This window comes from Streptomyces marianii (genome assembly GCF_005795905.1).
In the GTDB taxonomy this organism is placed as follows: Bacteria; Actinomycetota; Actinomycetes; order Streptomycetales; family Streptomycetaceae; genus Streptomyces; species Streptomyces marianii.
In genome coordinates, this window is the sequence record NZ_VAWE01000001.1 from 2403499 (window position 1) to 2426326 (window position 22828).

Here is a 22828-nt window from a genome sequence, read left to right on the forward strand (position 1 = left end):
TACGAGCGGAGTGCCGCAGACCCCCGTCGGGCGGACACCCGCCTCGGCACAGGACAAAGTCTTTTGCGATCGCAAGGCCGGCTCAAGAGGGGTTCGCGCCATCCTGGCTACGCTTCGCACAGGAAGCGTCACCGAACGGAGCTGGTCGGGAGTGGCGCAAAACCGCTGGTGCACGGGGAGCGCCGCGTACCGGACGGCGGTCGGCGGTCGGCGGTCGGCGGACGGCGGACGGCGGACGGCGGACGGCGCCCGGACGTTCCCGGAACGCCGCCGAGCCCGGAGCCGGCGGCTCATCCCTCGCGAAGGCGGTGCACCTGCTCGCCGGTGCGGGACTCGATCTCCGTGGCCACCTCGTGGAGCAGCGAGTGGCTCACCCCGTTCAGGGCCCGCGCCACCGCCAGTTCATCGCCGATGTGGGGGATGTCCTGGTCCGACCGGCTGCGGTGGGCCGTTCCCTCACCGACGTACAGCTCGGCGTCCTGCCCCCGCAGGCGCGCCTCCGCCTGGGTGGTGCGGTCGCTCTCGGTGATGACGATTTCGACGTTCCATTTCTTGGTGCGCATCAGAAGCCACCGCCTCCGTCGAATCCGCCTCCGCCACCCCAGTCCCCGCCGAAGCCGCCGCCGAAGTCGGAGGAGTTGAAGTCGGCGCCGGAGAAGTCACCACCGCCGAAGTCGCCGCCGCCGTACTCGGAGGCGTACGCCGGGGTGGACAGGGCGCTGCCCAGCAGGGTGCCGGCGAGCAGGCCCGGTAGCAGTCCGCCACCGAAGTAGCCGCCCGCCCAGGGCCCGTAGGCCGGTCCCGCCTCCCAGTACGGGCGGCGGCCGGACTCGGTCTCCACGGTGCGGGCCATGGGGTCGTCGCCGTCCTGGAGACGCGCCGCGTCGGCGGCGCACACGGGCACCTCACGGGGGGCGCCGGCCGCCGGGGTCCAGGTCATGTCGGTCACGGAAGGGCCGTGGCGGGGGTCGAAGAAGCACGGGGCGCGGCGCTCCGGGAGCGGGGCTCCCTCCCTGCGCGCGGCGAGCACCGCGAGCGCGTAGCGGCCCTCCTCCAGCTCCTCGGTGACGACCCGGACGTCGTGCGGGTGCTCGGCGGCCGCCATGGCGGACTTGGCCTCCTCGTAGGAGTCCAGGGCGCGCTCGTAGTCCGCGCGCATCGAGTCGTCCGCGCCGGGCTCGGACGGGCGGAAGTCGAGCCGGTCCAGTTCCTCGCCGTAAGCGGTGATGTCCTCGTCGACGACCACTCGCAGCTTCTCGAGCGCGGCCCGCTCCTCTTCGGCCTTGCGGCGGCGGCTGCGGCGGACCACGGCGTAGGCACCGGCCGTGCCCGCGGCGAGGACGGCGCCGATGGTGATCAGTGAACCGGTGCCGGCGCCGTCGGGCCCGGAGCCCTCGCTCCAGGAGGCCGGTGCGCTGCCTCGCACGGCCGGGAGAGCCTGGTCGACGAAGTTGCCGAGTTGCGTGGCGGCGTCGGCGCCCGGTGTGTTCACACCTGCGACGAGGTTCCGCACGGCGTTCCGCGGGAGGACGCCGCCGTCGGCGCCCGCGTCGAAGCGGTCGCCGAGGCGGATGCCGTACAGCCCGGTGACTCCGGTGGCCGTGCGCAGATCCCGCAGCACGCTGTCCGCGGGGAACTGCGGGCTCTCGGGCAGCACGGCGACGAACACGGGCTTGTCCGCGTTCAGGATCCTCTGCTCGAGGGCCTTCTCCTCGGCCGGGGAGAGCTGGGTACGGGCGGCCGGATCGACGTAGACCGGGTCCTGCTTCAGTGCGGCGGCCGCGTCGGAGATGCCCGTGGTTCCGGCGGCCGCGCCGGGAACCAGGGCCAGCAGCAGTAGGAGTGTCAGCCCGGCGAGGGCAGACAGCAGGGAAAGCGGCCTGGTCCTCATAGCATTGAAGCTACCCGAAATGGGCGGAATAGGACATAGCCCCCGGTGGGGCCACCAGGGGCGTGACCTCGTGACGGGCCCGGCTACTCCGCGGGCTCGACGCCCGCACGCAGCAGTCCGTATGTGTACGCGTCCTCGAGGGCCTGCCAGGACGCGGCGATGATGTTGTCGCCGACACCGACCGTGGACCATTCGCCGGTGCCGTCGCCGGTGGTGACCAGCACCCGGGTGGTCGAGCCCGTGCCGTGCCGCCCCTCGAGGATGCGGACGCGGTAGTCGACCAGCTCCAGCTTGGCCAGCTGGGGGTAGATCCGCTCCAGACCCACCCGCATCGCCCGGTCCAGCGCGTTGACGGGGCCGTTCCCCTCGGCGGTGGCGACGATGCGCTCGCCCTTGGCCCACAGCTTCACCGTCGCCTCGTTGGCGTGGCTCCCGTCGGGCCGGTCCTCGACGATCACGCGCCAGGACTCGGTGCGGAAGTAGGTGAGCGCACGGCCTTCCGCCTCCGCGCGCAGCAGCAGTTCGAAGGAGGCGTCGGCGGCCTCGTACGTGTAGCCGCGCAACTCGCGCTCCTTGACCCGCTCGACGACGCGGCCGACGAGCTCGCGGTCGCCGCCGAGGTCGATACCGAGTTCCCTGCCCTTGAGCTCGACGGAGGCACGGCCGGCCATGTCGGAGACGAGCATCCGCATGGTGTTGCCGACCTGCTCGGGGTCGATGTGCTGGTAGAGGTCGGGGTCGACCTTGATCGCGGAGGCGTGCAGTCCGGCCTTGTGGGCGAAGGCGGAGACACCCACATAGGGCTGGTGGGTGGACGGCGTGAGATTGACGACCTCGGCGATGGCGTGCGAGATCCGGGTCATCTCCCGGAGGGCGCCCGGCGGCAGCACCTGCTTGCCGTACTTCAGCTCCAGCGCGGCGACGACCGGGAAGAGGTTGGCGTTGCCGACGCGCTCGCCGTAGCCGTTGGCGGTGCACTGGACGTGCGTGGCGCCGGCGTCGACGGCGGCGAGCGTGTTCGCCACGGCGCAGCCGGTGTCGTCCTGGGCATGGATCCCGAGACGCGCGCCGGTGTCGGCGAGGACGGTGGCGACGACCGCCTGGACCTGGGCGGGCAGCATGCCGCCGTTGGTGTCGCAGAGGATGACGACGTCGGCGCCCGCCTCGTGGGCGGTGCGGACCACCGCCTTCGCGTAGTCGGGGTTGGCCCGGTAGCCGTCGAAGAAGTGCTCGCAGTCGACGAAGACGCGTCTGCCCTGCGCGCGCAGGTGGGAGACGGTGTCGCGGACCATGTCCAGGTTCTCGCCGAGGGTCGTGCGCAGCGCGAGTTCCACATGGCGGTCGTGGGACTTGGCCACCAGTGTGATCACCGGGGCCCCGGAGTCCAGGAGCGCCCTGACCTGCGGGTCCTCGGCAGCGGTCGCACCCGCGCGACGGGTGGCGCCGAAGGCGACCAGCCGGGCGTGCTTGAAGTCGATCTCCTGGCGGGCCCGGGCGAAGAACTCCGTGTCCCGGGGGTTGGCACCGGGCCATCCGCCCTCGATGAAGCCCACGCCGAACTCGTCGAGGTGCCGGGCGATGGTCAGCTTGTCCGCGACGGTGAGGTTGATGCCCTCGCGCTGCGCTCCGTCGCGCAGCGTGGTGTCGAAGACATGGAAACCGTCGTCGAGGACCGGGTACCTATCGGTGTCCGTGGCCTCTGTGGTCATGGCTGTTGTGACTCCTGTCGGATGAGTGGCTCCGGAAGCTCTGGCTCCACTTGCCCCCGTCTTCGCGCGCCTCGGTCTCCGGCCGGGGTGGGGCCGCAAAACGAAAAAACCCCTCGCGGGTGCGAGAGGTCTGCGCGCGGGTCTGGGGCACGGTGCCGCTGCCGCGGGGGGTTGCTGTCCACGGGTCAGCGGTCACTGCGGACCGGCGCGCTGCTGCCGATAATCATGGCGAATGCGAGCACAGTGGCAGTCTGCCACATATGCGTGCCAGCATGGACAACGGTCTCAGTATGCGGGCGATGTACCTGCCGCAGGCGGTACCGGGCCGGGCCCCGGCACCCGATCGGCGGGCGGGGGGCCGCCCGGCCGAGTGGTAGGGGAATCCCCATGAGCTCACAACCCCCCACGGGGCCGCCCTCAGGGCCCGTCCCCCGGCCTTCCGGTCCGGCCCCCGGCCCCCCGCCTCCTTCGGGCGGCGGGACGCCCCGCGGAGGCTCGCGGCGCAAGCGGGGACTGATCGCCGGGGGCGCTGCGGCGGCGGTGCTGGCACTCGTCGTCGTGCTGGTGGTGACGCTCGGCGGCGACGGGGACGGCGGCGGGAGCGCGGTCTCGCCCGTGCCCACCGACACGAAGGCCGCCGAGGCCGCGGCGCACGCCGTCGCGACGCGGGTGGCGCTCGCACCCCCCGACTGGGGATCCGGCTTCACCCAGCACAAACCGTACGAGGTGGATCCCGCACCGGAATCCCTGGTTCGGGAGAACTGCGAGTTCGCCAGCCGCCCCAGCCGCATCGGCACGCTGGCCTCGTTGCAGCGCAACGTGACGCAGGCGTCGTCCGGCATCGCGGGGACGTCCGAGGTCAAGGTGTTCGCCGACGAGGCCACGGCGAAGCAGTACCTCTCCGACGCCCGCGACAACATCCACCGCTGCCCGGACCAGTTCCGCGGCAAGGAACGCTGGAACGGTGTACGCGAGGCGAGCCCGCCGCAGCTGTCCGGCTTCGACGAGCTGGTCTCCGAGGAGGGCCGCCAGGTCGTCGCGGCGGACGGGGCCAAGGTGAACGACCTCTACGTCATCGCCACCGGCCGGGACGGCCGGAACATCCTCAGCGCCTACGTGGTCGGCAAGGCCGACCTGGACGCGCAGATCCAGAAGTACGCCACCGACTCCCTGCAGAAGATGCACCAGCGCCTCGAACAGCAGCCGGAGGCCGCGGCGGGGCGGTGACGAGCCTCCGCGCCACCCCGTGCGCACCCCGGCGCCGTCCGGAGCCGGCCCGACCGCGGGCGGCGTGGGCGGCGGTCACGGGAGCAGCGAGTCGGCGATGAACTCCTCGACGTGGGCCAGGACCTGGGCCCGGCCGGTACCCGGTATCCCGACGGCCACATGCACGCTGAAGCCGTCCAGCAGCGCGCGCAGCCGGGCGGCGTAGCGGTCGGGGTCGACGGCGCGGAACTCGCCCCGCGAGACGCCTTCGGCGAGCAGGGCGACGAGATCGCGGTGCCAGGCGCCCTCGATGGCGGCCTGCCGGGCCCTGGCGTCCTCGTCGGCGTTCCGCGAGCGGTTCCAGACCTCCAGCCACAGCGTCCAGTGCGGGTCGCGGTGGCCGTCCGGGACGTACAGGTCCACATACGCGGCGAGCCGTTCGCGGGCGGCGGCCGGCCGGGACAGCAGCGCGCTCCGCTCGGCACCGAGCCTGCCCTCGCTCCACTCCAGGGTCCGCAGCAGGAGCTCGTCCTTGGTGCGGAAGTAGTAGAGCAGGTGGCCGCTGCTCATCCCGACCTCGCGGCCGAGCCCGGCCATGGTGAGCCCGTCGAGCCCGTGCTCGGCGATCGTCGCCATCGCCGCGGCGAGCACCTCCTCGCGGGGTGGTGCGGTGTTGCGACGTCGGGGGCCCGGTGGAACGTTCACCCGTACGTTCTACCCGATCCCCCGGCCGTCCCGTGGCGGCCCCCCGGGCGGATCCGCGGGCCACCGCCCCCGAGGCCGGGCACGGGGTCAGACCCGCGGCTGCTGCTGGGTGACGCAGTGGATCCCCCCGCCGCCCGCGAAGATCGTGCGGGCGTCGACGAGGGTCACCGTCCGCTCGGGGAAGAGGCGGCGGAAGACGCCTGCCGCGAGCTCGTCGTTGGGGTCGTCGAAGGAGCAGAGGACCACTCCCCCGTTGCAGAGGTAGTGGTTGATGTAGGAGTAGTCCACCCACTCACCGTCCTCGTCCCTCAGCACGGTCGGCGCCGGGATCTCCACGACCTCCAGAGTGCGGCCGCGGGCGTCCGTGCTGCCGCGCAGGATCTCCGCGTAGGTCCTCGAACGCTCGTGGTCCGGGTGGGCCGGGTCCTTCTGGCTGTGGACGAGCACCACACCCGGCCGGGCGAACGCCGCCACGATGTCGACGTGGCCCTGCGTGCCGTACCTGCCGTAGTCGCCGGCCAGGCCGTGCGGCAGCCAGATCGCCTTGCTCGTGCCGAGCCTGGCGTGGATCTCCGCCTCGACCCGCTCTCGTGTCCAGTCGGGGTTCCGCCCGGCGCCGAGCTGGACGGTGTCGGTCAGCAGGACCGTGCCCTCGCCGTCGACGTGGATCGCGCCGCCCTCGTTGACGAGGGGCGAGGAGAGGACGGGGGCGCCCGCCAGGTCGGCCACATGGCGGGCGATCTTGGAGTCGTGCTCCCACCGGGCCCAGTCCTGGGCGCCCCAGCCGTTGAACACCCAGTCCACGGCGGCCAGCCCGCCCTCGCCGTCGGTGACGAACGTCGGCCCGATGTCCCGCATCCACGCGTCGTCCAGCTCGCGCTCCACGATCTCGACGTCCGCGCCGAGCAGTTCGCGCGCACCCTCCGTCTGCCCCGGCCCCACCACCACGGTGACCGGCTCGTAGCGGCGCACGGCGCGGGCGACGGAGGCCCAGGCGGCACGCGCCCGGGCGAGCTCCCCGTCGTCGCCGAAGGTCGGGTTGGGGCCGGGCCAGGCCATCCAGGTGCGCTCGTGCGGGGCCCACTCGGGCGGCATACGGAACGTCATCACAGGTCCTTGTGGAGAGGGTTCGGAGCGAACTCGGGGACTCGGGCGGCTCGGGCGGATCGAGCGGCGGCTCAGAGGAAGTACAGGCGGTTCAGGGACATGGACTCGACCGGATCGGAGCGCAGGGGATCCCCGTCGAGCGTGACGAGCCCGCTGCGCGCGTCCACGGCCACCTCGCCGACGCGGGAGTTGAGGAGCAGGTCGCGGGGGCCGATACCGCGGGTGCCGCGTACCCCGACACGCCGCCTGCGGGTGGGCATCGTGTCGCCGCCGAGGGCGGCCGCGGCCTGGGACACGAAGGCCACGGAGATCTCGGCGGGGGTCGCGCCGTGAGCCCCGAACTGCGGGCCGAGGACGAGCGGTTCACAGGTGTCGGTCGCGGCGTTCGGGTCGCCGGTCACCCCGTACGCCGGGAAGCCCGCCTTGAGCACCAGCTGCGGCTTCGCGCCGAAGAACTGCGGCTTCCACAGCACGATGTCGGCGAGCTTGCCCGGCTCGATCGAGCCGACCTCGTGCGCAAGGCCGTGGGCGATCGCGGGGTTGACGGTCAGTTTGGCCAGGTAGCGCAGGACGCGCGCGTTGTCGTCGTGCGCACCGTCGCCCTCCGTGGGGCCCAGCTCCGCCTTCATCTTCCCGGCCAGGGCGAAGGTGCGCCGCACGGTCTCGCCCGCACGTCCCATGCCCTGGGCGTCGGAGGAGGTGATGCCGATCGCGCCGAGGTCGTGCAGCACGTCCTCGGCCCCCATCGTCCCGGCGCGGATCCGGTCCCGGGCCATGGCCGCGTCGCCGGGCAGGTCGGTCTTGAGGTCGTGTACGGAGACGATCATCCCGTAGTGCTCGGCGACCGCGTCCCGGCCGAAGGGCAGGGTGGGGTTGGTGGAGGAGCCGATGACGTTCGGCACGCCCGCCATCCTGAGCACGTTCGGAACGTGTCCCCCGCCGCAGCCCTCGATGTGGAAGGCGTGGACGGTCCGGCCCTCCAGCACCTTCAGCGTGTCCTCGACGGAGAGGCATTCGTTGAGGCCGTCGCTGTGCAGCGCGACCTGGACGTCGTACTCCTCGGCCACCCGCAGGGCCGTGTCGAGCGCGCGGGTGTGGGCGCCCATGTCCTCGTGGACCTTGAAGCCGGACGCGCCGCCCTCGGCGAGGGCCTCGACGAGCGGGGCCTCCCCGGAGGAAGAGCCGCGCGCCAGGAAGCCGATGTTGACGGGCCAGGCGTCGAAGGCGCCGAAGGCGTGCCCGAGCGCCCAGGGGGAGTTGACGCCGACGCCCCAGACCGGGCCGAACTCCTGCCCGACGATCGTCGTGACACCGGAGGCGAGCGACGCCTCCATCACCCGCGGGGAGAGCAGATGGACATGGGTGTCCACGGCACCGGCGGTGGCGATGAGCCCTTCGCCGGACACGATCGTCGTTCCGGTGCCGACGACGACGTCCACGCCGTCGAGGGTGTCCGGGTTCCCCGCCCGGCCGATGCGGGCGATGCGGCCCTCGCGGATGCCGATGGACACCTTGCGGATGCCCAGGACGGCGTCGATGACGAGCACGTTGCTGATGACGATGTCGCAGGTGTCACGGACGGCGGCCGCCTTGAGGTGCAGTCCGTCACGGGCGGTCTTGCCGAAGCCCGCGAGGAACTCGTTCCCCGCCTGCTGAGAGTCGGACTCGACGCGGACGACCAGGCCGGAGTCGCCGAGGACCACCCGGTCGCCGGCGCGCGGGCCGTGCACGCTCGCGTACTCGTGCGGGTCGATACCGGTCACCGGTCCTCCTCCGGCCGGCAGGGCGCCTGCTGCCGGGACTCCCGTGGTGCGGGGTGCTGGTGGGCCCCGAGATAGCCACAGGCGGCGGCCCGGTGCAGGGCCTCCGCCTTCGCTCCCGGAGCATCCAGCGGGCCGTCGACCAGGCCCGCGAAGCCGATCGCGACGCGGTCGCCGCCGATCGGCACGAGCCCGACCCGGACCTCGTCGCCGGGGCCGAAGCGGACGGACGAGCCCGCGGGGACACAGAGCCGCATGCCGTAGGCCGCCGCCCGGTCGAAGTCGAGTCGCGGATTGGCCTCGAAGAAGTGGAAGTGGGAGGTGACGCTGACCGGCACGGCCGCGGTGTTGCGCACCGTGAGCCGCACCGCGGGCTCCGGCTCGGGGTCCGCGGGGCCGGGCAGCACGGCGCCGGGCGCGGAGGCGCCGAGGCTGCCGCCGCCGATCGGGTCGGAGACGACGGCCAGCCTCGATCCGTCGTCGAAGACGGCCTCGACGTGGACCTCGGTGACGACGTCGGTGACGCCGGGTAGCACGTCCTCGGGGCCGAGCACGGAACGGGCCGCCTCGACCGCCTCGGCGAGCCGGCGGCCGTCCCGGGCCGCCTCGCAGACGGTGTCGGCGATCAGCGCGGTCGCCTCGGGAACATTGAGCTTGAGCCCTCGGGCACGCCGGGCCCGGGCCAGTTCGGCCGCACCGAACAGCAGCAGCCGGTCCCGCTCGGTCGGGGTCAGTCGCACGTCACCACGCCTCCCTGGAGCCCCGTCGGGCTCTCCCGCTGGATGCACCGCTCCGGAATCTTTCCATCCGATTCCAGATGTTCGAGCGCCACTCTAACCCCAAGTTCCACACACAGGAAGCATTGACGAGGATGAACACCCGGTTCATATTGAGCGGCAGTCAATTCATTCCCGACAGAGCGGGAGAGCCGATGGGGCCGAACAGCGCGGAGTCGACGCCCCGCGGCGAAGCGGACGAGCGGCCCCGCGATCTGGTGGCGGTCCTGCCGGGCTCCAGCCTGCGCCTCGGCGTGATCGTCTTCGGCTGACGGCCGGTGTCCTTCGGCCTGGGACTCCGGGCAGTCGCCTCGGTCGCCGCGGGCACCGTCACCGATGTGGCCGTGACGGCACCGCTCGCACACGTCTCGCGGCGCACGGCGGCCCAGCCGTGCTCGTCCAGCGGCGCGCTTCCCCGGTGTGCGGGGCGGCGTGTACCGGTTCCGCGCCGGCTGGGAGCCCCGGGCGACGGCGGCCCGGGCACTCGGCACGGCCGTCGGGCCCCTCGCCCTCTCGACCCCGTTCCACGAGGGCCTGCCGCTCGGCCCGACCGCGGGTGCGGGCTGCGGCTTCGCACCGCCGGGTCTGGTGGGTGGGCGCGTGTGCGGGGCGTTGCGGCCGTGCCGGGACCGAAACGGCGCCGGTGGTGCGCCCGGGGCGAGCGGGCGGAGACCGGAACGGCGCCGGGGTACGCCCGAACCGAGCAGGCGGAGACCGGAACGGCGCCGGGGTACGCCCGGAAACGAGCAGGCGAAGACCGGAACAGCGCCGGGGTACGCCCGGAAACGAGCAGGCGGAGACCAGAACGGCACCAGGATGCCCCCGAACCGAGCAGGCGAAAACCAGAACGGCACCGGGATGCCCCCGAACCGAGCAGGCGGAGGCCGGGGCCCCCTGAAGCCGCCGCGAGAGCGGCTCGCCCGAGACGGCGGCGCCGCAGGTACCGGGCGGCGACCCCGGCCGGTCCCGGTCCGCCTCTCAGGGCGTACGGATCCGGAGCCCCGTAGGGCGGTCGGGCCACCGCACAGGGCCGGAGCCGGTGGGGTGGCGCCCCGGGGGACCACCCCACGGTGAAACGGGAACCGCGCGGCCGGACGGGGCCGCGCGGGTCCCGCGGTCGGATTGGGCGGCGCGGGGCACTTCCCGCACCGCCGGGCCCGATGGGGCCGCCGGATCAGCCGAGCTCGTGCATCCAGCCGTGCTCGTCCGCGGCCTTGCCGGTCTGGATGTCCAGGAGTGCCTTGCGCAGCTCCATCGTGACCTTGCCCGGCTCACCGTTCGACTGGGTCCACTCACCGTCGGTGGACTTGACCGTACCGACGGGCGTGATGACGGCGGCGGTGCCGCACGCGAAGACCTCGGTGAGGGTGCCGTTCTCGGTGTCGCGCTTCCACTGGTCGGTGGTGACCCTGCCCTCCTCCGACTCGTAGCCGAGGTCGCGGGCGAGCGTGAGCAGGGAGTCGCGCGTGATGCCGGCGAGCAGCGATCCGGTGAGCTCGGGCGTGACGATCCTGTCCCCGTACACGAAGTACAGGTTCATGCCGCCCATCTCCTCGACGGTCCGGTGCTCCAGCGCGTCGAGCCAGACGACCTGGTCGCAGCCCTTGGCGGCCGCCTCGGCCTGCGCGAGGAGGGAGGCGGCGTAGTTGCCGCCGGTCTTGGCGAAGCCGATGCCGCCCGGGACGGCGCGGACGTAGTTCTCCGACAGCCAGACGGAGACGGGCTTGACGCCGCCGGGGAAGTACGGGCCGGCCGGCGAGGCGATGACGATGAACAGGTACTCGTTGGCCGGACGGACGCCCAGGCCGACCTCGTTGGCGAACATGAACGGACGGAGGTAGAGGGAAGCCTCCCCGCCGTGCTCCGGGACCCATGCCTTGTCCTGCTGGACCAGGGCGTCGCAGGCCTCGATGAACGTCTCGACCGGCAGCTCCGGCATGGCCAGGCGGCGGGCGGAGAGCTGGAAGCGCCGGGCGTTCGCGTCGGGCCGGAAGGTGGCGACCGAGCCGTCGGGCCTGCGGTAGGCCTTCAGCCCCTCGAAGATCTCCTGCGCGTAGTGCAGGGTCATGTTGGCCGGGTCGACCGACAGCGGGGCGTACGGGGTGAGCTGGGCGTCGTGCCAGCCGCGGCCCTCCGTCCACTTGATCGTCACCATGTGATCGGTGAAGTGGCGGCCGAATCCCGGATTGGCCAGGATCGCCTCGCGCTCCGCGTCGGACAGTGGGGTCGAGGAGGGCTTGAGGTCGATCGAGGGCGTCGTCATGTCTGCGTGTCCTTCACCGTTTGGTTGTGACGGACCGCGCTCACGTCTGTACGTCTGCTCGCCCTGCGTACGGCTGTACTAGGACGTCCGAGCTTCCCCGCATGGTGCGGCCCCACGTTCGATTATCGCAGTGCGTGGGGGCCGGAACGGAACAGCGTGGGCTGCGGCCCATGGCTTGATGGTGACACCCGGAGGCCGCACAGGAGAAGCCGCCGGGTGCGAGTGCTACCCGGCGGCTCCGAGGTTTCGAGAGTCGTGGGGTCAGCCCGCCACCCGTACGGCGAGCGCGTCGCCGATCTCGTCGGTGGTGCGGGGGGTGCCGTCCCGGTCCGCCAGGTCGGCGGCGACGGCGTCCTCGATACGGACGGCCTCGGCCTCGTGACCGAGGTGGCGCAGGAGGAGGGCGACGGACAGGATCGTGGCCGTGGGGTCGGCCTTTCCGGTGCCGGCGATGTCGGGCGCGGAGCCGTGGACGGGCTCGAACATCGACGGGAATTCACCCGCCGGGTTGATGTTCCCGGAGGCGGCCAGGCCGATACCGCCGGTCACGGCGGCGGCGAGGTCCGTGAGGATGTCACCGAAAAGGTTGTCGGTGACGATGACGTCGAAGCGCTCGGGCTGGGTGACGAAGAAGATCGTCGCGGCGTCGACGTGCAGATAGTCGGTGGTGACCGCGGGGTACTCCCGGGCGACCTCGTCGAAGATCTTCTTCCACATGTGGCCCGCGTGGACGAGGACGTTGTTCTTGTGGACCAGCGTCAGCTTCCTGCGGGGGCGGACGTCGGCCCGTGCGAACGCGTCCCTGACGACCCGCTCGACGCCGTACGCCGTGTTGACGCTGACCTCGGTGGCGACCTCGGCCGGCGTGCCGGTGCGCAGGGATCCGCCGTTGCCGGTGTAGGGGCCCTCGGTGCCTTCGCGGACGACCACGAAGTCGATCTCGGGGCGGCCGGCCAGCGGGGTCGCGGTGTTCGGGAAGAGCTTGGAGGGGCGCAGGTTGACGTAGTGGTCGAAGGCGAACCGCAGCTTGAGCAGCAGCCCCCGCTCCAGGACGCCGGACGGCACGGACGGGTCGCCGATCGCTCCGAGGAGGATCGCGTCGTGCTGCCTGAGGGAGTCCAGCTCCGCGTCCGGGAGGGTCTCGCCGGTGCGGTGCCAGCGCTTGGCGCCGAGGTCGTACTCCTGGGTCTCCAGCTTCACATCCTGAGGAAGCACGGCCGAGAGGACCTTGAGGCCCTGGGCCACGACCTCCTGGCCGATGCCGTCGCCGGGGATCACTGCGAGATTGAGGCTGCGAGACATATCCGCACCGTACTCTCCGTCCCATCGCATGACACTCGATGTCCATCATGCGGACGAGTCGCGCGGTCTGCCCTTCACCGGTCCGGTGGGGCCGGTGACCCCCGGGCGCCACCGGCCGGTCTGGCGGTCAGTGGCCGGTCTCGCCGCCGTTGTCCCTGCGGTCGAGGGCGCGCTGCAGGGCGGCGGCGGCGTTCGCGGCGGCGCTTCTGCGGTCGGACTCGCTCACCCGGGGCGCGTGACGGACTCGGCGGCGGAGAAGGGTCTGCTCGGACATGGTCGACTCCTTGAGATCGGGAACGATCGAAGGCGCCGGAAGGGGCGGGGAGCGGGCCGCAGGGGTTGCCTGCCTCGGGGCTCCGGCTCGGGCCGCCATTCGCTGGATCGAGCGAGACGTTCGGCTTCTACAAAGCTAAGCGAGCGGGGCCTCACTGTCTCCACAATTAGTCGGACTTCCTACTATCTGAGACGCGATCTTGAAGAACCGCTGGTGGGGACAGCGCATCCGGAAGCGGCCCGGCAGCTCCGGCGAACGGACGACGGGGGGTCAACTGGGCCCGCGCCCCCGGCGACTGACGGGTCAGAGCACGTCGCCGTCCCGCCAGTCGAAGAGCAAGGAGGCCGCATCGGGCTCCGGGAGGGGCCGTCCGGACGGCTGCCGGAGAAAGGTGGAGCCCTCCTCCTCCGGGAGAGGGACGACGCCGTCGGGGCCCAGGGTCCCGATCCTGCCGCGCCACAGGCGCCAGCCGCGGGAGCGGTACAGTTCCGCACCGTCGTCGGAAGCCGAGAGCGCGCCGAGTTCGTACGCTCCGTCGATCACCCTCTCCAGGGCGCCCATCACCCGCCCGCCCAGCCCATGGCGCCGGCGGTCGGCCCGGACGGCGACCGCCTCGACATAGCCGACGCGGTACGAGCGTCCGCCGTGCACCACCCGGCGCATGATCACACTGCCATGGGCGGCGAGGCCGTTCCGGTCGCGGATGAAGGCGTGGACACCGCCGAGGCCGTGGGACCAGTCGTCGTCGTCGAAGTCGCCGTCGAAGGCGGCGTCGAGCAGGGCGCGGATCTCGCCGAGGACGGCTTCGGACAGCTGGTAGGTGTGGGCCGTGCGCAGCGGCCCGGTCGTGTGGTCCGTCATACGGGCAACTCTGTCAGTCCCGGGCGTCCCCACTCCTTCCGAGGACCGTCCCGGAGTCGGTAATCCGCCACTTCCGAGGGCGGGTCGGGCCCACCGCCGCCGCGGTCCCAGCCGCCGCACGCGACGGATCGCCCAGCCGGCACAGGGACGCCCCGGCCCATCCGGCCCCCGCGCGAACGGCCCGGTCCGCCGCCGTGCGTGAGAACCGGCCGCCGGCCGGACCCGGACCGGCCCCCGGCCGGGGCCCTGCTCCGCGCGGCGCGCGCTCCGACGCCGCGTCCTACCGGGAAGTGGCCTTCTCCAGCTGGCGGGCGACCCGCCCCACCCAGCCGGTGAACTCCTCGCGGTGGTGCGCCTCACCGCCGCACAGCGCGGCGACCTGCGGATCCGTGATCCGGTCAGGTCCCGCCGCCTCCAGGAGCCGGTACAGCTCCTTCATCACGGAAGCGAGTCGCTGCGCATCGGAATGCTCGATGGCGTCGACCCCGTGACCGGGGCCGAGGGTGGTGGAACCAGGCATGGCGTGCCTCCTCGCGCGGGACCTCTCCCCAGCAGCGTAAGCCCGCTCCCGGCCGGTCGCCGAACGTGAGCCGCCCCCGGCCGGTCTGTGGGGGACCGGCGGGGGGCGGTGTTCACGGAGCCCGGCCGTGCGGCCCGGCACGCGGGGCGTCAGCCCATGTGCGGGTAGCCGTACTCGGTCGGCGGGACCAGCGTCTCCTTGATCGCGCGGGTCAGCGTCCAGCGCATCAGGTTCTGCGGGGCGCCCGCCTTGTCGTTGGTGCCGGAGGCACGGCCGCCGCCGAAGGGCTGCTGGCCGACGACGGCGCCGGTCGACTTGTCGTTGATGTAGAAGTTGCCCGCGGCGTAGCGGAGCTTGTCCATCGTGTAAGCCGTCGCCGCACGGTCACCGGAGATGACCGAGCCGGTCAGCGCGTACGCCGACACCGACTCCATCTGCTCCAGCATCTCCTCGTACCTGTCGTCCTCGTAGACGTGCACCGCGAGGAACGGGCCGAAGTACTCGGTGGTGAAGACCTCGCTCGAAGAGTCCGTGCACTCGACGACCGTGGGACGGACGAACCAGCCCTCGGAGTCGTCGTACGTGCCTCCGGCGACGATCGTGCAGGTCGGGTCTTCCTTGGCACGGTCGATCGCGGCCTTGTTCTTGGCGAAGGCGCGCTCGTCGATGACGGCGCCGACGAAGTTCGTCAGGTCGGTGACGTCACCCATCCTGATGCCGTCGACCTCGGTCGCGAACTCCTCCTTGAAGCCCGAGTTCCAGATGGAGGCCGGGATGTACGCACGCGAGGTCGCGGAGCACTTCTGGCCCTGGAACTCGAAGGCGCCGCGGGTCAGCGCGGTCTTCAGGATCGCGCGGTCGGCGCTCGGGTGCGCGACCACGAAGTCCTTGCCGCCGGTCTCGCCGACGATGCGCGGGTAGGAGCGGTACTTCTCGATGTTGTTGCCGACCGTCTTCCACAGGTGCTGGAAGGTCCGGGTCGAGCCGGTGAAGTGGATACCGGCCAGGTCGGCGTGGTTCAGCGCGACCTCGGAGACGGCGATGCCGTCGCCCGTGACCAGGTTGATGACGCCCTTGGGCAGCCCGGCCTCCTCCAGCAGCTCCATGAGCAGCACGGCGGCGTGGGTCTGGGTCGGAGACGGCTTCCAGACCACCACGTTGCCCATCAGGGCCGGGGCGGTGGGAAGGTTGCCGGCGATGGCCGTGAAGTTGAACGGCGTGATCGCGTAGACGAAGCCCTCCAGCGGCCGGTGGTCCAGCCGGTTCCACACACCCGGGGAGTTGGCCGGCGGCTGCTCGGCCAGGATCTGGCGGGCGTAGGCGACGTTGAACCGCCAGAAGTCGACGAGCTCGCAGGGGGTGTCGATCTCGGCCTGCTGCGCGGTCTTCGACTGGCCCAGCATCGTGGAGGCGGCCAGGGTCTCGCGCCAGGGACCGGCCAGCAGCTCGGCGGCGCGCAGGATGATCGCGGCGCGGTCGTCGAACGACATCGCGCGCCAGGCAGGGGCGGCGGCGAGGGCCGCGTCGATCGCGTCCTGCGCGTCCTGCCGGGTGGCGCCCCGGAAGGTGCCGATGACGGCCTGGTGGTTGTGCGGCTGGACGACCTTGAACTCCTCACCGCCGCCCATGCGCTTCTCGCCGCCGATGGTCATCGGGAGGTCGATGGGGTTCTCGGCCAGCTCCTTGAGCTTGGCCTCCAGCCGGGCGCGCTCGGCCGAACCGGGAGCGTAGCCGTGCACCGGCTCGTTGACGGGGGTGGGGACCTGGGTCACAGCGTCCATGGCTACCTCTTCCGAGTGAATGGCTGACTCCAGCCGGGAGGAGCTGAAGCGGTGGCATGCGTCGAGTCGCGGTCAGGGCTTGACCATCACGCGCTCGCTGCGGCGGGTGAGTGAGAAGACCCTCGGGGCGGAGTCACGAGTTCCGTAACTCCTCTGCGCGGAAACGGGTCCGGCCCGGTCGGCCGAAGGGCGGCGGCTGTCACCATCCGGCGTGCGTCTGGGTGGTGACAGTCGAGGCCCCCTCTCCGCATCAGTTCTTGGTGATCATCGAGCGGACGAAGAACAGCAGGTTGGCCGGCTTCTCGGCGAGACGGCGCATGAAGTAGCCGTACCAGTCGGTCCCGTAGGCGGTGTACACCCGCATCCGGTGGCCCCCGGCCGCCAGCCGCAGGTGCTCGTCGCTCCGGATCCCGTACAGCATCTGGAACTCGTACTCGTCCAGTTTGCGCCCGGCGCGGCGCGCGAGCTCCTGGCTGACGGAGATGAGTCGCGGGTCGTGGGACCCGATCATCGGGTAGCCCGTGCCCTCCATGAGGATCTTCAGGATACGGACGTACGCCTTGTCGACCTCGGCCTTGTCCTGGTACGCGACGGAGGCCGGTTCCTTGTACGCGCCCTTGACGATACGCACGCGGCTGCCGTCGGCGGCGAGGCGGCGGGCGTCCTCCTCCGTGCGGAAGAGATAGGCCTGGATCACGCAACCGGTCTGCGGGAAGTCCCTCCGCAGCTCCTCGTGGATGGCGAACATCGAGTCCAGGGTGGTGTGGTCCTCGGCGTCCAGGGTGACCGTGGTGCCGATCGCGGCGGCGGCCTCGACGACCGGGCGGACGTTCTCGAGCGCCAGCTCGTGGCCGCCCTCCAGGGACTGGCCGAACATCGACAGCTTGACCGACATCTCGGCCCTGGCGCCCAGGCCCAGGGGCTCGAGGTGCTCGACCAGCCGCAGATAGGCGTCGCGCGCGGCGGTCGCCTGCTCACGGGTGGTGATGTCCTCGCCCACCACGTCCAGGGTGACCTCGAGACCCTTGGCGGTGAGGTCGGCGACGATCGGAATGACCTGGTCGACCGTCTCTCCGGGGATGAAGCGGTCGACGACCTGCTTCGTCATCGGCGCGGCCGAGACGAGACGACGCATCCTGTCGCTGCGTGACGCGGCGAGGATCACGGGACCCAGCACGGGCACCTCCACGGAACACGGGTAGCAGGGGGCCGGAACCGACTGCGCGGTGTACGGCACGGATAACCACCGTGAAACCTAAATATCGCTCCGGCGGCGGGCCATCGACACCTGTCACGCATCCAGCCGCACCTCTTCAGACATTTGTCTGAAGAGGGGTCCGCCCGATGGGAGAATGTCCGAGTGAAGGGCGATTACCAGGAACTGGTGGACGAGATATCGGGGCTGCTGGGTGCCCCGGCGACCCTGGAGAACCGGGATTTCGAACTGATCGCCTTCGGCGCGCACGACAGCGACGACGACAGCGCCATGGACCCCGTGCGCACCCGCTCGATCCTCACCAGGAAGTCCACCCCCGCGGTGCGCTCCTGGTTCGAGGGCTTCGGCATCACCCGGGCGACCGGGCCGGTGCGGATCCCGGCGGCCCCTGAGGCCGGAGTCTTCCGGGACCGGATCTGCCTCCCCGTCCGCCATCGCGGGATCGTCCTCGGCTACGTGTGGCTGCTCGACGCCCGGCCCGGGCCGACGGCCGGGCAGCTGACCTCGGCCATGCAGGTGACCGACCGGATCGGTGCCCTGCTCGCCGACGAGGAGCGGGCGGGCACGGATCTGTCCCGGGAGTTCCGCGCCGTGCTCACCGCCGAGCGCGGCTGGCAGTACGACATGGCCCTCGCCGCCCTCCGCACGGCGCTCGGGCCTGCCGCAGAAGGGCTCCACACCGTGGTGTGCATGGCCCCGTGGCCCTCCGGGGACGCCCCGTCGGCCCGTGCCGTCGCCGGGGCGTCGGCCCTGTGCACGGTGCCCTGGCCCGCCGGCTCCACCGCGCCCCAGGCCGGAGTCGGTGCTCCCGCCGGCCCCGGCGAGCCGGGCCACGGTGCCACCGCCTCGCCGGAAAGGACGAGGAAGGGGGGACGCGGCGGACCGAAGCCGGACGAGGGGCCCCTTGTCACGGACCCGGCCGGCGGCGGTGCGGACGGGCACGCCCTCGCCGTCCTGGTGCGCCTGCGCGCCGCCGACGTGCTCGCACCCGCTCTCACCGCGGCCGGCCGGCTCTCGGAGGACGCCGCATCGGTCGCCGCGGGCATCGCCCTCCCACGCCGGGGCATGGACGGCCTCGCCGCCTCCTGGCGGGAGGCCGCCTCGGCCGCACGCGCCGTCCTCGCCGAGCCCGGGCTCGGTCCGGTCGCCGACTGGTCTTCGATCGGCCCGTACCGGCTGCTGACCGCGCTGCCCCCGGGCCTGTCCCACGACCCCTCGGCCGCTGCGCTGCTCACCCCGGCGCATGCCGAACTCGCCCGTACCGCCGAGCTGTTCCTGGACTGCGCCGGTCAGGCGGGCCGTGCGGCCTCCGCCCTCGGCATCCACCGCCAGACCCTCTACTACCGCCTTTCCCGGGTGGAGCAGCTCACCGGGCTCGATCTCGACGACGGCGAGGACCGGCTGCTGCTGCACATGGCCCTGAAGGCCGCCCGGCTGTGACCCGTTTGCAGGATCCGCGACTCCGTCAGCGATGAAGGCGGCTCGTGAGCAGTGGACCGGTAGATCCGCGATCCCGTAGACAAGGGCTGCGTCCGGTGGCGACCCGCCAGGCTCTTTCGATCTTCGTTCAGCCCGCGTCGCTCGTCCTCCGAGCGGTTCCGACATGGCGGTACGCAGGGCGGAGCAGCGCCCGCCGCGTCGCTCGTCCTCCGAGCGGTTCCGACATGGCGGTACGCAGGGCGGAGCAGCGCCCGCCGCGTCGCTCGTCCTCCGTGCGGTTCCGACATGGCGGTACGCAGGGCGGGGCAGCGCCCGCCGTGTCCCCGGCCCGGGGCGGCGACGGCGACACCGTCCCCAGAAGCTGGCACATCGCCGAACTCGACGACGCGGGCAGGCCGGTCCGCCTCGCGGCCGCCCCGGGGGATCTGACCCGCATCATCCGCCGGCTGGGCGGAGCGGCGGGGTGAGGTCACTGCGTCCCCGCCAGAGGTGTTGACCTGCAGAAACGCTCCTTCCGGAAGGCCGCTTCCCCCTTCGGGTGAACGGCGCATGACGGTGATCGGGGCAGGGCAGCTTGATCGCGTCCTCCCGTCGCCAGGGACGGGGTCCGCCACCGCACTCCGGGAACCGCCATGCTCCGCAGGTCCGCCCTGTCCGCCGCCGCACTCGCCACCGCCCTCTCCCCCGCACTGCTCTCCGCCCCGGCGAGCGCGGCCCCGGTGGCGCCCGCCGCCCCCGGCCAGGTCTGCTTCTGGACCGGGGCCGGACAGCACGGCACCGGATGGTGCTACAGCCCACCGGGCTACCGGGACGTCCCCGGATTCCTGCATGACAACGCCGCCTCCTTCCGCTCCGACGTCAACCGCGACGTGTACGCGATCGACTGGGCCCGCGGCACCTGCTACGCCCGGCTGATCCGCGCCTACGACCACAGCGACAACTGGTCCTGGGGATCCCGGATCGACGGCGTCGCCGACACCGACCAGGGCTGCCAGGCCGGCTGAGCCGTGCGTGCCCTGCGAACCGCGTGCGCCGCCGTCGCGGCCCTCGTCCTCGCCGGATGCGCGGCCGGGTCCGCCCGGTCCGCCCCGGACCCGCCGGCCAACGGACGGGAACGGGCCGCCCTGATCCGGTACGCGCAGAAGGTCCTGGTGGACCGGTGTCTCGCCGAACGGGGCCTCACCACGGCGGGCAAGCCCTCGTCCCCGGAGGAGAGCAGGCGGCTCCAGGCCGCGCTCTTCGGCGCGGGTCCCACGGAACTGTCCCTCACCCTGCCCACCGGCCACACCGTCCGCGCCCACACGGACGGCTGTCTGGCCGCTGCCCGGCACACCCTCTACGGCGACCAGCGCCGCTGGTTCCGTGCGGAGGTGACCGTCAACAACCTGGGCGCCGAGGCCGCTGCGCGGATGCGTGCCGATCCGGCCCACCGTGCGGCCCGGGCCCGGTACATCCGCTGCCTGGACTCGGCCGGTGAGTCGCCAACCGGCGCTCGGGACAAGGCCGCCCAGCAGAGGTGCCGTCGCGGGAGCGGGCTGGCGTCGGCGGAGGCCCGGCTCGAGCCGGCCGAGCTCGCCGAGGTCCGTTCCCTCCGGCGCGACCAGCTGACCCTCCATGAGCGGCTGCGCACCAGCGCACTGCACCGCGCGGCGGAGATCTCCGCCGCGCACCACCACGGGAACACCCCAGAGAAAGGTTCTTCATCGCCATGACCGTGAAGCGCACCCTCGCCTCCGCGGCGACCGCCGTCCTCCTGCTGACCGGCGGGCTCGCCGCGGCCGCCGCACCGGCCGGCGCCGCAGACTGCCCGAGCGGTGAGTTCTGCGTCTGGGAGAACGCAGAATTCGCCGGCCAGCGCGCCAACTGGTCGGGGGACGACCACTGGTGGGAGAGCTGGATCGCCGACGAGGACTCGTCGTGGGCGAACCACGGCATCTCCGGGCCCGGCATCAAGGACCACGTCAAGGTGTACTCGAGCGCCCACCTGGGCGGGCACATGACGATCTGCCTGGCACCGGGGCAGGAGGTCGGCTACAACGGCGCGGCCAACGACGACGGTGACTCCCACACCTGGGCGATGAGCTGCTGACCCACTCCCGAGGGTGTCCCCGCTCTCGGGAGTGGGGACACCGGCCCTCGGATCCGCCAGGACGGGAACGCGGCGCACCCGCCCCCGCGGACGCCCGTGCGGGACGAGCGTCGCGGAGACGGGTGCGGACCGCCTGCGGGGCCGGCCTCAGGCCGTGAGGTTCACCGAACGGGCCGAGGTGGCGCCGATCTCCTCGGCGATCTCGTTGAGCACGTTCTGCGGCACGGTGTCGTCGACGGTGAGCACGACCAGCGCCTCGCCGCCCTCCTCCTGACGCGAGACCTGCATTCCGGCGATGTTGAGCCCGGCCTCGCCGAGGATGCGGCCGACGGTGCCGACGACGCCCGGACGGTCCTCGTAGCGCGCGACGACCATGTGGTCCGCCAGCGCCAGGTCGATGTCGTAGTCACCGACGGCCACGATCTTCTGCAGGTGCTTGGGGCCGGCCAGGGTGCCGGAGACGGCGACCTCCTCACCGCCCGACAGCGTCCCGCGCACCGTCACCACGTTGCGGTGGTCCGGGGACTCCGAGCTGGTGGTGAGCCGGACCTCGACGCCGCGCTCCTGCGCGAACAGCGGGGCGTTCACATACGACACGGTCTCGTCGATGACGTCCTCGAACACACCCTTCAGCGCGGAGAGTTCGAGCACCTTCACATCGTGCTGGGTGATCTCGCCGTACACCTCGACGTCGAGCCGGACCGCGACCTCGCCCGCCAGCGCGGTGAAGATCCGGCCGAGCTTCTCGGCGAGCGGCAGACCGGGGCGAACGTCCTCGGCGATGACGCCGCCCTGGACGTTGACCGCGTCCGGCACCAGCTCGCCGGCGAGGGCGAGACGCACGGACTTGGCGACGGCGATACCGGCCTTCTCCTGGGCCTCGTCCGTGGACGCGCCGAGGTGCGGGGTGCAGACGACCTGGTCGAACTGGAACAGCGGGGAGTCCGTGCACGGCTCCTTCGCGTACACGTCCAGGCCCGCGCCCGCGACCCGGCCCTCCTTGAGCGCGCTGGCCAGCGCCTCCTCGTCGACGATCCCGCCGCGCGCGGCGTTGACGACACGGACGGTCGGCTTCACCCGGTGCAGCGCCTCGTCGCCGATGAGGCCGAGCGTCTCGGGGGTCTTGGGAAGGTGGACGGTGATGAAGTCCGAGACCTCGAGCAGCTCGTCCAGCGAGAGCAGCTTGACGCCCATCTGCGCGGCGCGTGCGGGCTGTACGTAGGGGTCGTACGCGACGATCTTCATGCCGAAGGCGGACATACGCTGGGCGACCAGCACGCCGATGCGGCCGAGGCCGACGACGCCGAGGATCTTCTCGCTGAGCTCCACGCCCGTGTACTTCGAGCGCTTCCACTCGCCGTTCTTCAGCGCGGTGTTGGCCTGCGGGATGTTGCGCGCGGTGGCGACGATCAGACCGCAGGCGAGCTCGGCGGCGGTCACGATGTTGGACGTCGGTGCGTTGACGACCATGACACCGGCCTTGGTGGCCGCGGAGACGTCCACGTTGTCCAGACCGACTCCGGCCCGGGCCACCACCCTGAGCTTCCTGGCGGCGGCGATGGCCTCGGCGTCGACCTTGGTGGCGGACCGCACCAGCACGGCGTCGACATCGGCGATGGCGGGGATCAGCTCGGCGCGGTCCGCGCCGTTGCAGTGCCGGATCTCGAAGTCCGGACCGAGCGCGTCCACGGTGGCGGGCGACAGCTCTTCGGCGATGAGTACAACGGGTTTACGGGGCGCAGTGCTCACGTGAGTCCTCACTGGTCCAATGCGGACGGCCGTCCCGACGGCCGCTGGCGGTGGAGGGGCTAGCCGCGTGGAAGACGCACGACGCTGTGGGCCTGACCTGACGCGTATGTACTGACCACTCTAGTGGTGCGGGAGGGCGTCTTTTCCGCCTTCGCGGAAGGATCACCCGTCCGGGTTGG

21 protein-coding genes are annotated in these 22828 nt (G+C 72.1%); 6 read left to right on the plus strand and 15 right to left on the minus strand.

What is annotated here, in order from left to right; genetic code table 11:
• Nucleotides 1-290 precede the first annotated feature (290 nt).
• From FEF34_RS10810 to cimA, 3 genes are all read right to left on the minus strand, one after another.
• Nucleotides 291-563, minus strand: coding sequence for a DUF1876 domain-containing protein (locus FEF34_RS10810; protein ID WP_138052974.1), 273 nt, complete (start codon nucleotides 561-563; stop codon nucleotides 291-293).
• Nucleotides 563-1891, minus strand: a complete 1329-nt coding sequence (locus FEF34_RS10815; protein ID WP_138052975.1) for a hypothetical protein — start codon at nucleotides 1889-1891, stop codon at nucleotides 563-565. Before FEF34_RS10815 ends, FEF34_RS10810 begins: the two co-directional genes overlap by 1 nt.
• An 83-nt stretch (nucleotides 1892-1974) precedes the next feature.
• Nucleotides 1975-3600, minus strand: a complete 1626-nt coding sequence (gene cimA / locus FEF34_RS10820) for a citramalate synthase (RefSeq protein ID WP_138052976.1) — start codon at nucleotides 3598-3600, stop codon at nucleotides 1975-1977.
• A gap of 540 nt (nucleotides 3601-4140) precedes the next feature.
• Here cimA and FEF34_RS10825 point away from each other — a divergent pair.
• A complete protein-coding gene (locus FEF34_RS10825) occupies nucleotides 4141-4827 on the plus strand; it encodes a hypothetical protein (RefSeq protein ID WP_138052977.1) in 687 nt (228 codons plus the stop codon).
• A 75-nt stretch (nucleotides 4828-4902) separates the two neighbouring features.
• Here the strand turns inward: FEF34_RS10825 and FEF34_RS10830 are convergent, their stop codons facing one another.
• The 11 genes from FEF34_RS10830 to FEF34_RS10875 form a co-directional block, all read right to left on the minus strand.
• Nucleotides 4903-5442, minus strand: coding sequence for a TetR/AcrR family transcriptional regulator (locus FEF34_RS10830; protein WP_234043074.1), 540 nt, complete (start codon nucleotides 5440-5442; stop codon nucleotides 4903-4905).
• A 156-nt stretch (nucleotides 5443-5598) separates the two neighbouring features.
• Nucleotides 5599-6618 (minus strand): agmatine deiminase family protein, encoded by a 1020-nt coding sequence (locus tag FEF34_RS10835; protein WP_138052978.1) that lies wholly within the window; start codon nucleotides 6616-6618, stop codon nucleotides 5599-5601.
• 71 nt (nucleotides 6619-6689) lie between these two features.
• A complete protein-coding gene (locus FEF34_RS10840) occupies nucleotides 6690-8381 on the minus strand; it encodes an urease subunit alpha (RefSeq protein WP_138052979.1) in 1692 nt (563 codons plus the stop codon).
• A complete protein-coding gene (gene ureA, locus FEF34_RS10845) occupies nucleotides 8378-9118 on the minus strand; it encodes an urease subunit gamma (protein ID WP_138052980.1) in 741 nt (246 codons plus the stop codon). Before ureA ends, FEF34_RS10840 begins: the two co-directional genes overlap by 4 nt.
• Nucleotides 9119-10328: 1210 nt before the next feature.
• Nucleotides 10329-11417 (minus strand): branched-chain amino acid aminotransferase, encoded by a 1089-nt coding sequence (locus FEF34_RS10850; protein WP_138052981.1) that lies wholly within the window; start codon nucleotides 11415-11417, stop codon nucleotides 10329-10331.
• A gap of 261 nt (nucleotides 11418-11678) precedes the next feature.
• Entirely contained in the window at nucleotides 11679-12719 is a 1041-nt protein-coding gene (locus FEF34_RS10855; protein ID WP_138052982.1) for a 3-isopropylmalate dehydrogenase, read from the minus strand.
• A 127-nt stretch (nucleotides 12720-12846) separates the two neighbouring features.
• Complete coding sequence (locus FEF34_RS41180; RefSeq protein WP_171052904.1) at nucleotides 12847-12993, minus strand: hypothetical protein; 147 nt, start codon at nucleotides 12991-12993, stop codon at nucleotides 12847-12849.
• Nucleotides 12994-13296: 303 nt separating this feature from the next.
• Complete coding sequence (locus tag FEF34_RS10860; RefSeq protein ID WP_138052983.1) at nucleotides 13297-13854, minus strand: GNAT family N-acetyltransferase; 558 nt, start codon at nucleotides 13852-13854, stop codon at nucleotides 13297-13299.
• Between the two features lie 280 nt (nucleotides 13855-14134).
• The gene (locus FEF34_RS10865; protein WP_138052984.1) at nucleotides 14135-14374 is read right to left on the minus strand and encodes a hypothetical protein; all 240 of its coding nucleotides are present in this window, start codon (nucleotides 14372-14374) and stop codon (nucleotides 14135-14137) included.
• Between the two features lie 149 nt (nucleotides 14375-14523).
• Nucleotides 14524-16155 carry an L-glutamate gamma-semialdehyde dehydrogenase gene (gene pruA / locus FEF34_RS10870; protein WP_138052985.1) on the minus strand — a complete coding sequence of 544 codons (1632 nt, stop codon included), beginning with the start codon at nucleotides 16153-16155 and terminating at the stop codon, nucleotides 14524-14526.
• 250 nt (nucleotides 16156-16405) lie between these two features.
• Nucleotides 16406-17332, minus strand: a complete 927-nt coding sequence (locus tag FEF34_RS10875; RefSeq protein ID WP_138052986.1) for a proline dehydrogenase family protein — start codon at nucleotides 17330-17332, stop codon at nucleotides 16406-16408.
• 183 nt (nucleotides 17333-17515) lie between these two features.
• Here FEF34_RS10875 and FEF34_RS10880 point away from each other — a divergent pair, with 183 nt between their 5' ends.
• The 5 genes from FEF34_RS10880 to FEF34_RS10900 all read left to right on the plus strand — a co-directional run bounded on the left by FEF34_RS10880 (nucleotide 17516) and on the right by FEF34_RS10900 (nucleotide 20900).
• The gene (locus FEF34_RS10880) at nucleotides 17516-18811 is read left to right on the plus strand and encodes a PucR family transcriptional regulator (RefSeq protein ID WP_138052987.1); all 1296 of its coding nucleotides are present in this window, start codon (nucleotides 17516-17518) and stop codon (nucleotides 18809-18811) included.
• A 272-nt stretch (nucleotides 18812-19083) separates the two neighbouring features.
• Nucleotides 19084-19278, plus strand: a complete 195-nt coding sequence (locus FEF34_RS10885; protein ID WP_138052988.1) for a hypothetical protein — start codon at nucleotides 19084-19086, stop codon at nucleotides 19276-19278.
• Nucleotides 19279-19443: 165 nt separating this feature from the next.
• Nucleotides 19444-19815: a hypothetical protein gene (locus FEF34_RS10890; protein WP_138052989.1), complete on the plus strand. Its 372-nt coding sequence runs from the start codon at nucleotides 19444-19446 to the stop codon at nucleotides 19813-19815.
• Between the two features lie 3 nt (nucleotides 19816-19818).
• Entirely contained in the window at nucleotides 19819-20523 is a 705-nt protein-coding gene (locus FEF34_RS10895; RefSeq protein ID WP_138052990.1) for a hypothetical protein, read from the plus strand.
• Nucleotides 20520-20900, plus strand: a complete 381-nt coding sequence (locus FEF34_RS10900; protein ID WP_138052991.1) for a peptidase inhibitor family I36 protein — start codon at nucleotides 20520-20522, stop codon at nucleotides 20898-20900. Before FEF34_RS10895 ends, FEF34_RS10900 begins: the two co-directional genes overlap by 4 nt.
• Before the next feature lie 147 nt (nucleotides 20901-21047).
• On the opposite strand, the gene serA is transcribed toward FEF34_RS10900, so the two are convergent.
• Nucleotides 21048-22649 carry a phosphoglycerate dehydrogenase gene (gene serA, locus FEF34_RS10905; protein ID WP_138052992.1) on the minus strand — a complete coding sequence of 534 codons (1602 nt, stop codon included), beginning with the start codon at nucleotides 22647-22649 and terminating at the stop codon, nucleotides 21048-21050.
• Nucleotides 22650-22828 lie beyond the last annotated feature (179 nt).

Excerpts from the sequence above, each read along its gene's own strand:
- FEF34_RS10810 (WP_138052974.1), bottom strand. The coding sequence starts at position 563 with ATGCGCACCAAGAAATGGAACGTCGAAATCGTCATCACCGAGAGCGAC.
- FEF34_RS10815 (WP_138052975.1), bottom strand. The coding sequence starts at position 1,891 with ATGAGGACCAGGCCGCTTTCCCTGCTGTCTGCCCTCGCCGGGCTGACA.
- cimA (WP_138052976.1), bottom strand. The coding sequence starts at position 3,600 with ATGACCACAGAGGCCACGGACACCGATAGGTACCCGGTCCTCGACGAC.
- FEF34_RS10830 (WP_234043074.1), bottom strand. The coding sequence starts at position 5,442 with ATGGCGACGATCGCCGAGCACGGGCTCGACGGGCTCACCATGGCCGGG.
- FEF34_RS10835 (WP_138052978.1), bottom strand. The coding sequence starts at position 6,618 with ATGACGTTCCGTATGCCGCCCGAGTGGGCCCCGCACGAGCGCACCTGG.
- FEF34_RS10850 (WP_138052981.1), bottom strand. The coding sequence starts at position 11,417 with ATGACGACGCCCTCGATCGACCTCAAGCCCTCCTCGACCCCACTGTCC.
- FEF34_RS10855 (WP_138052982.1), bottom strand. The coding sequence starts at position 12,719 with ATGTCTCGCAGCCTCAATCTCGCAGTGATCCCCGGCGACGGCATCGGC.
- FEF34_RS41180 (WP_171052904.1), bottom strand. The coding sequence starts at position 12,993 with ATGTCCGAGCAGACCCTTCTCCGCCGCCGAGTCCGTCACGCGCCCCGG.
- FEF34_RS10860 (WP_138052983.1), bottom strand. The coding sequence starts at position 13,854 with ATGACGGACCACACGACCGGGCCGCTGCGCACGGCCCACACCTACCAG.
- FEF34_RS10865 (WP_138052984.1), bottom strand. The coding sequence starts at position 14,374 with ATGCCTGGTTCCACCACCCTCGGCCCCGGTCACGGGGTCGACGCCATC.
- pruA (WP_138052985.1), bottom strand. The coding sequence starts at position 16,155 with ATGGACGCTGTGACCCAGGTCCCCACCCCCGTCAACGAGCCGGTGCAC.
- FEF34_RS10890 (WP_138052989.1), top strand. The coding sequence starts at position 19,444 with ATGCTCCGCAGGTCCGCCCTGTCCGCCGCCGCACTCGCCACCGCCCTC.
- FEF34_RS10900 (WP_138052991.1), top strand. The coding sequence starts at position 20,520 with ATGACCGTGAAGCGCACCCTCGCCTCCGCGGCGACCGCCGTCCTCCTG.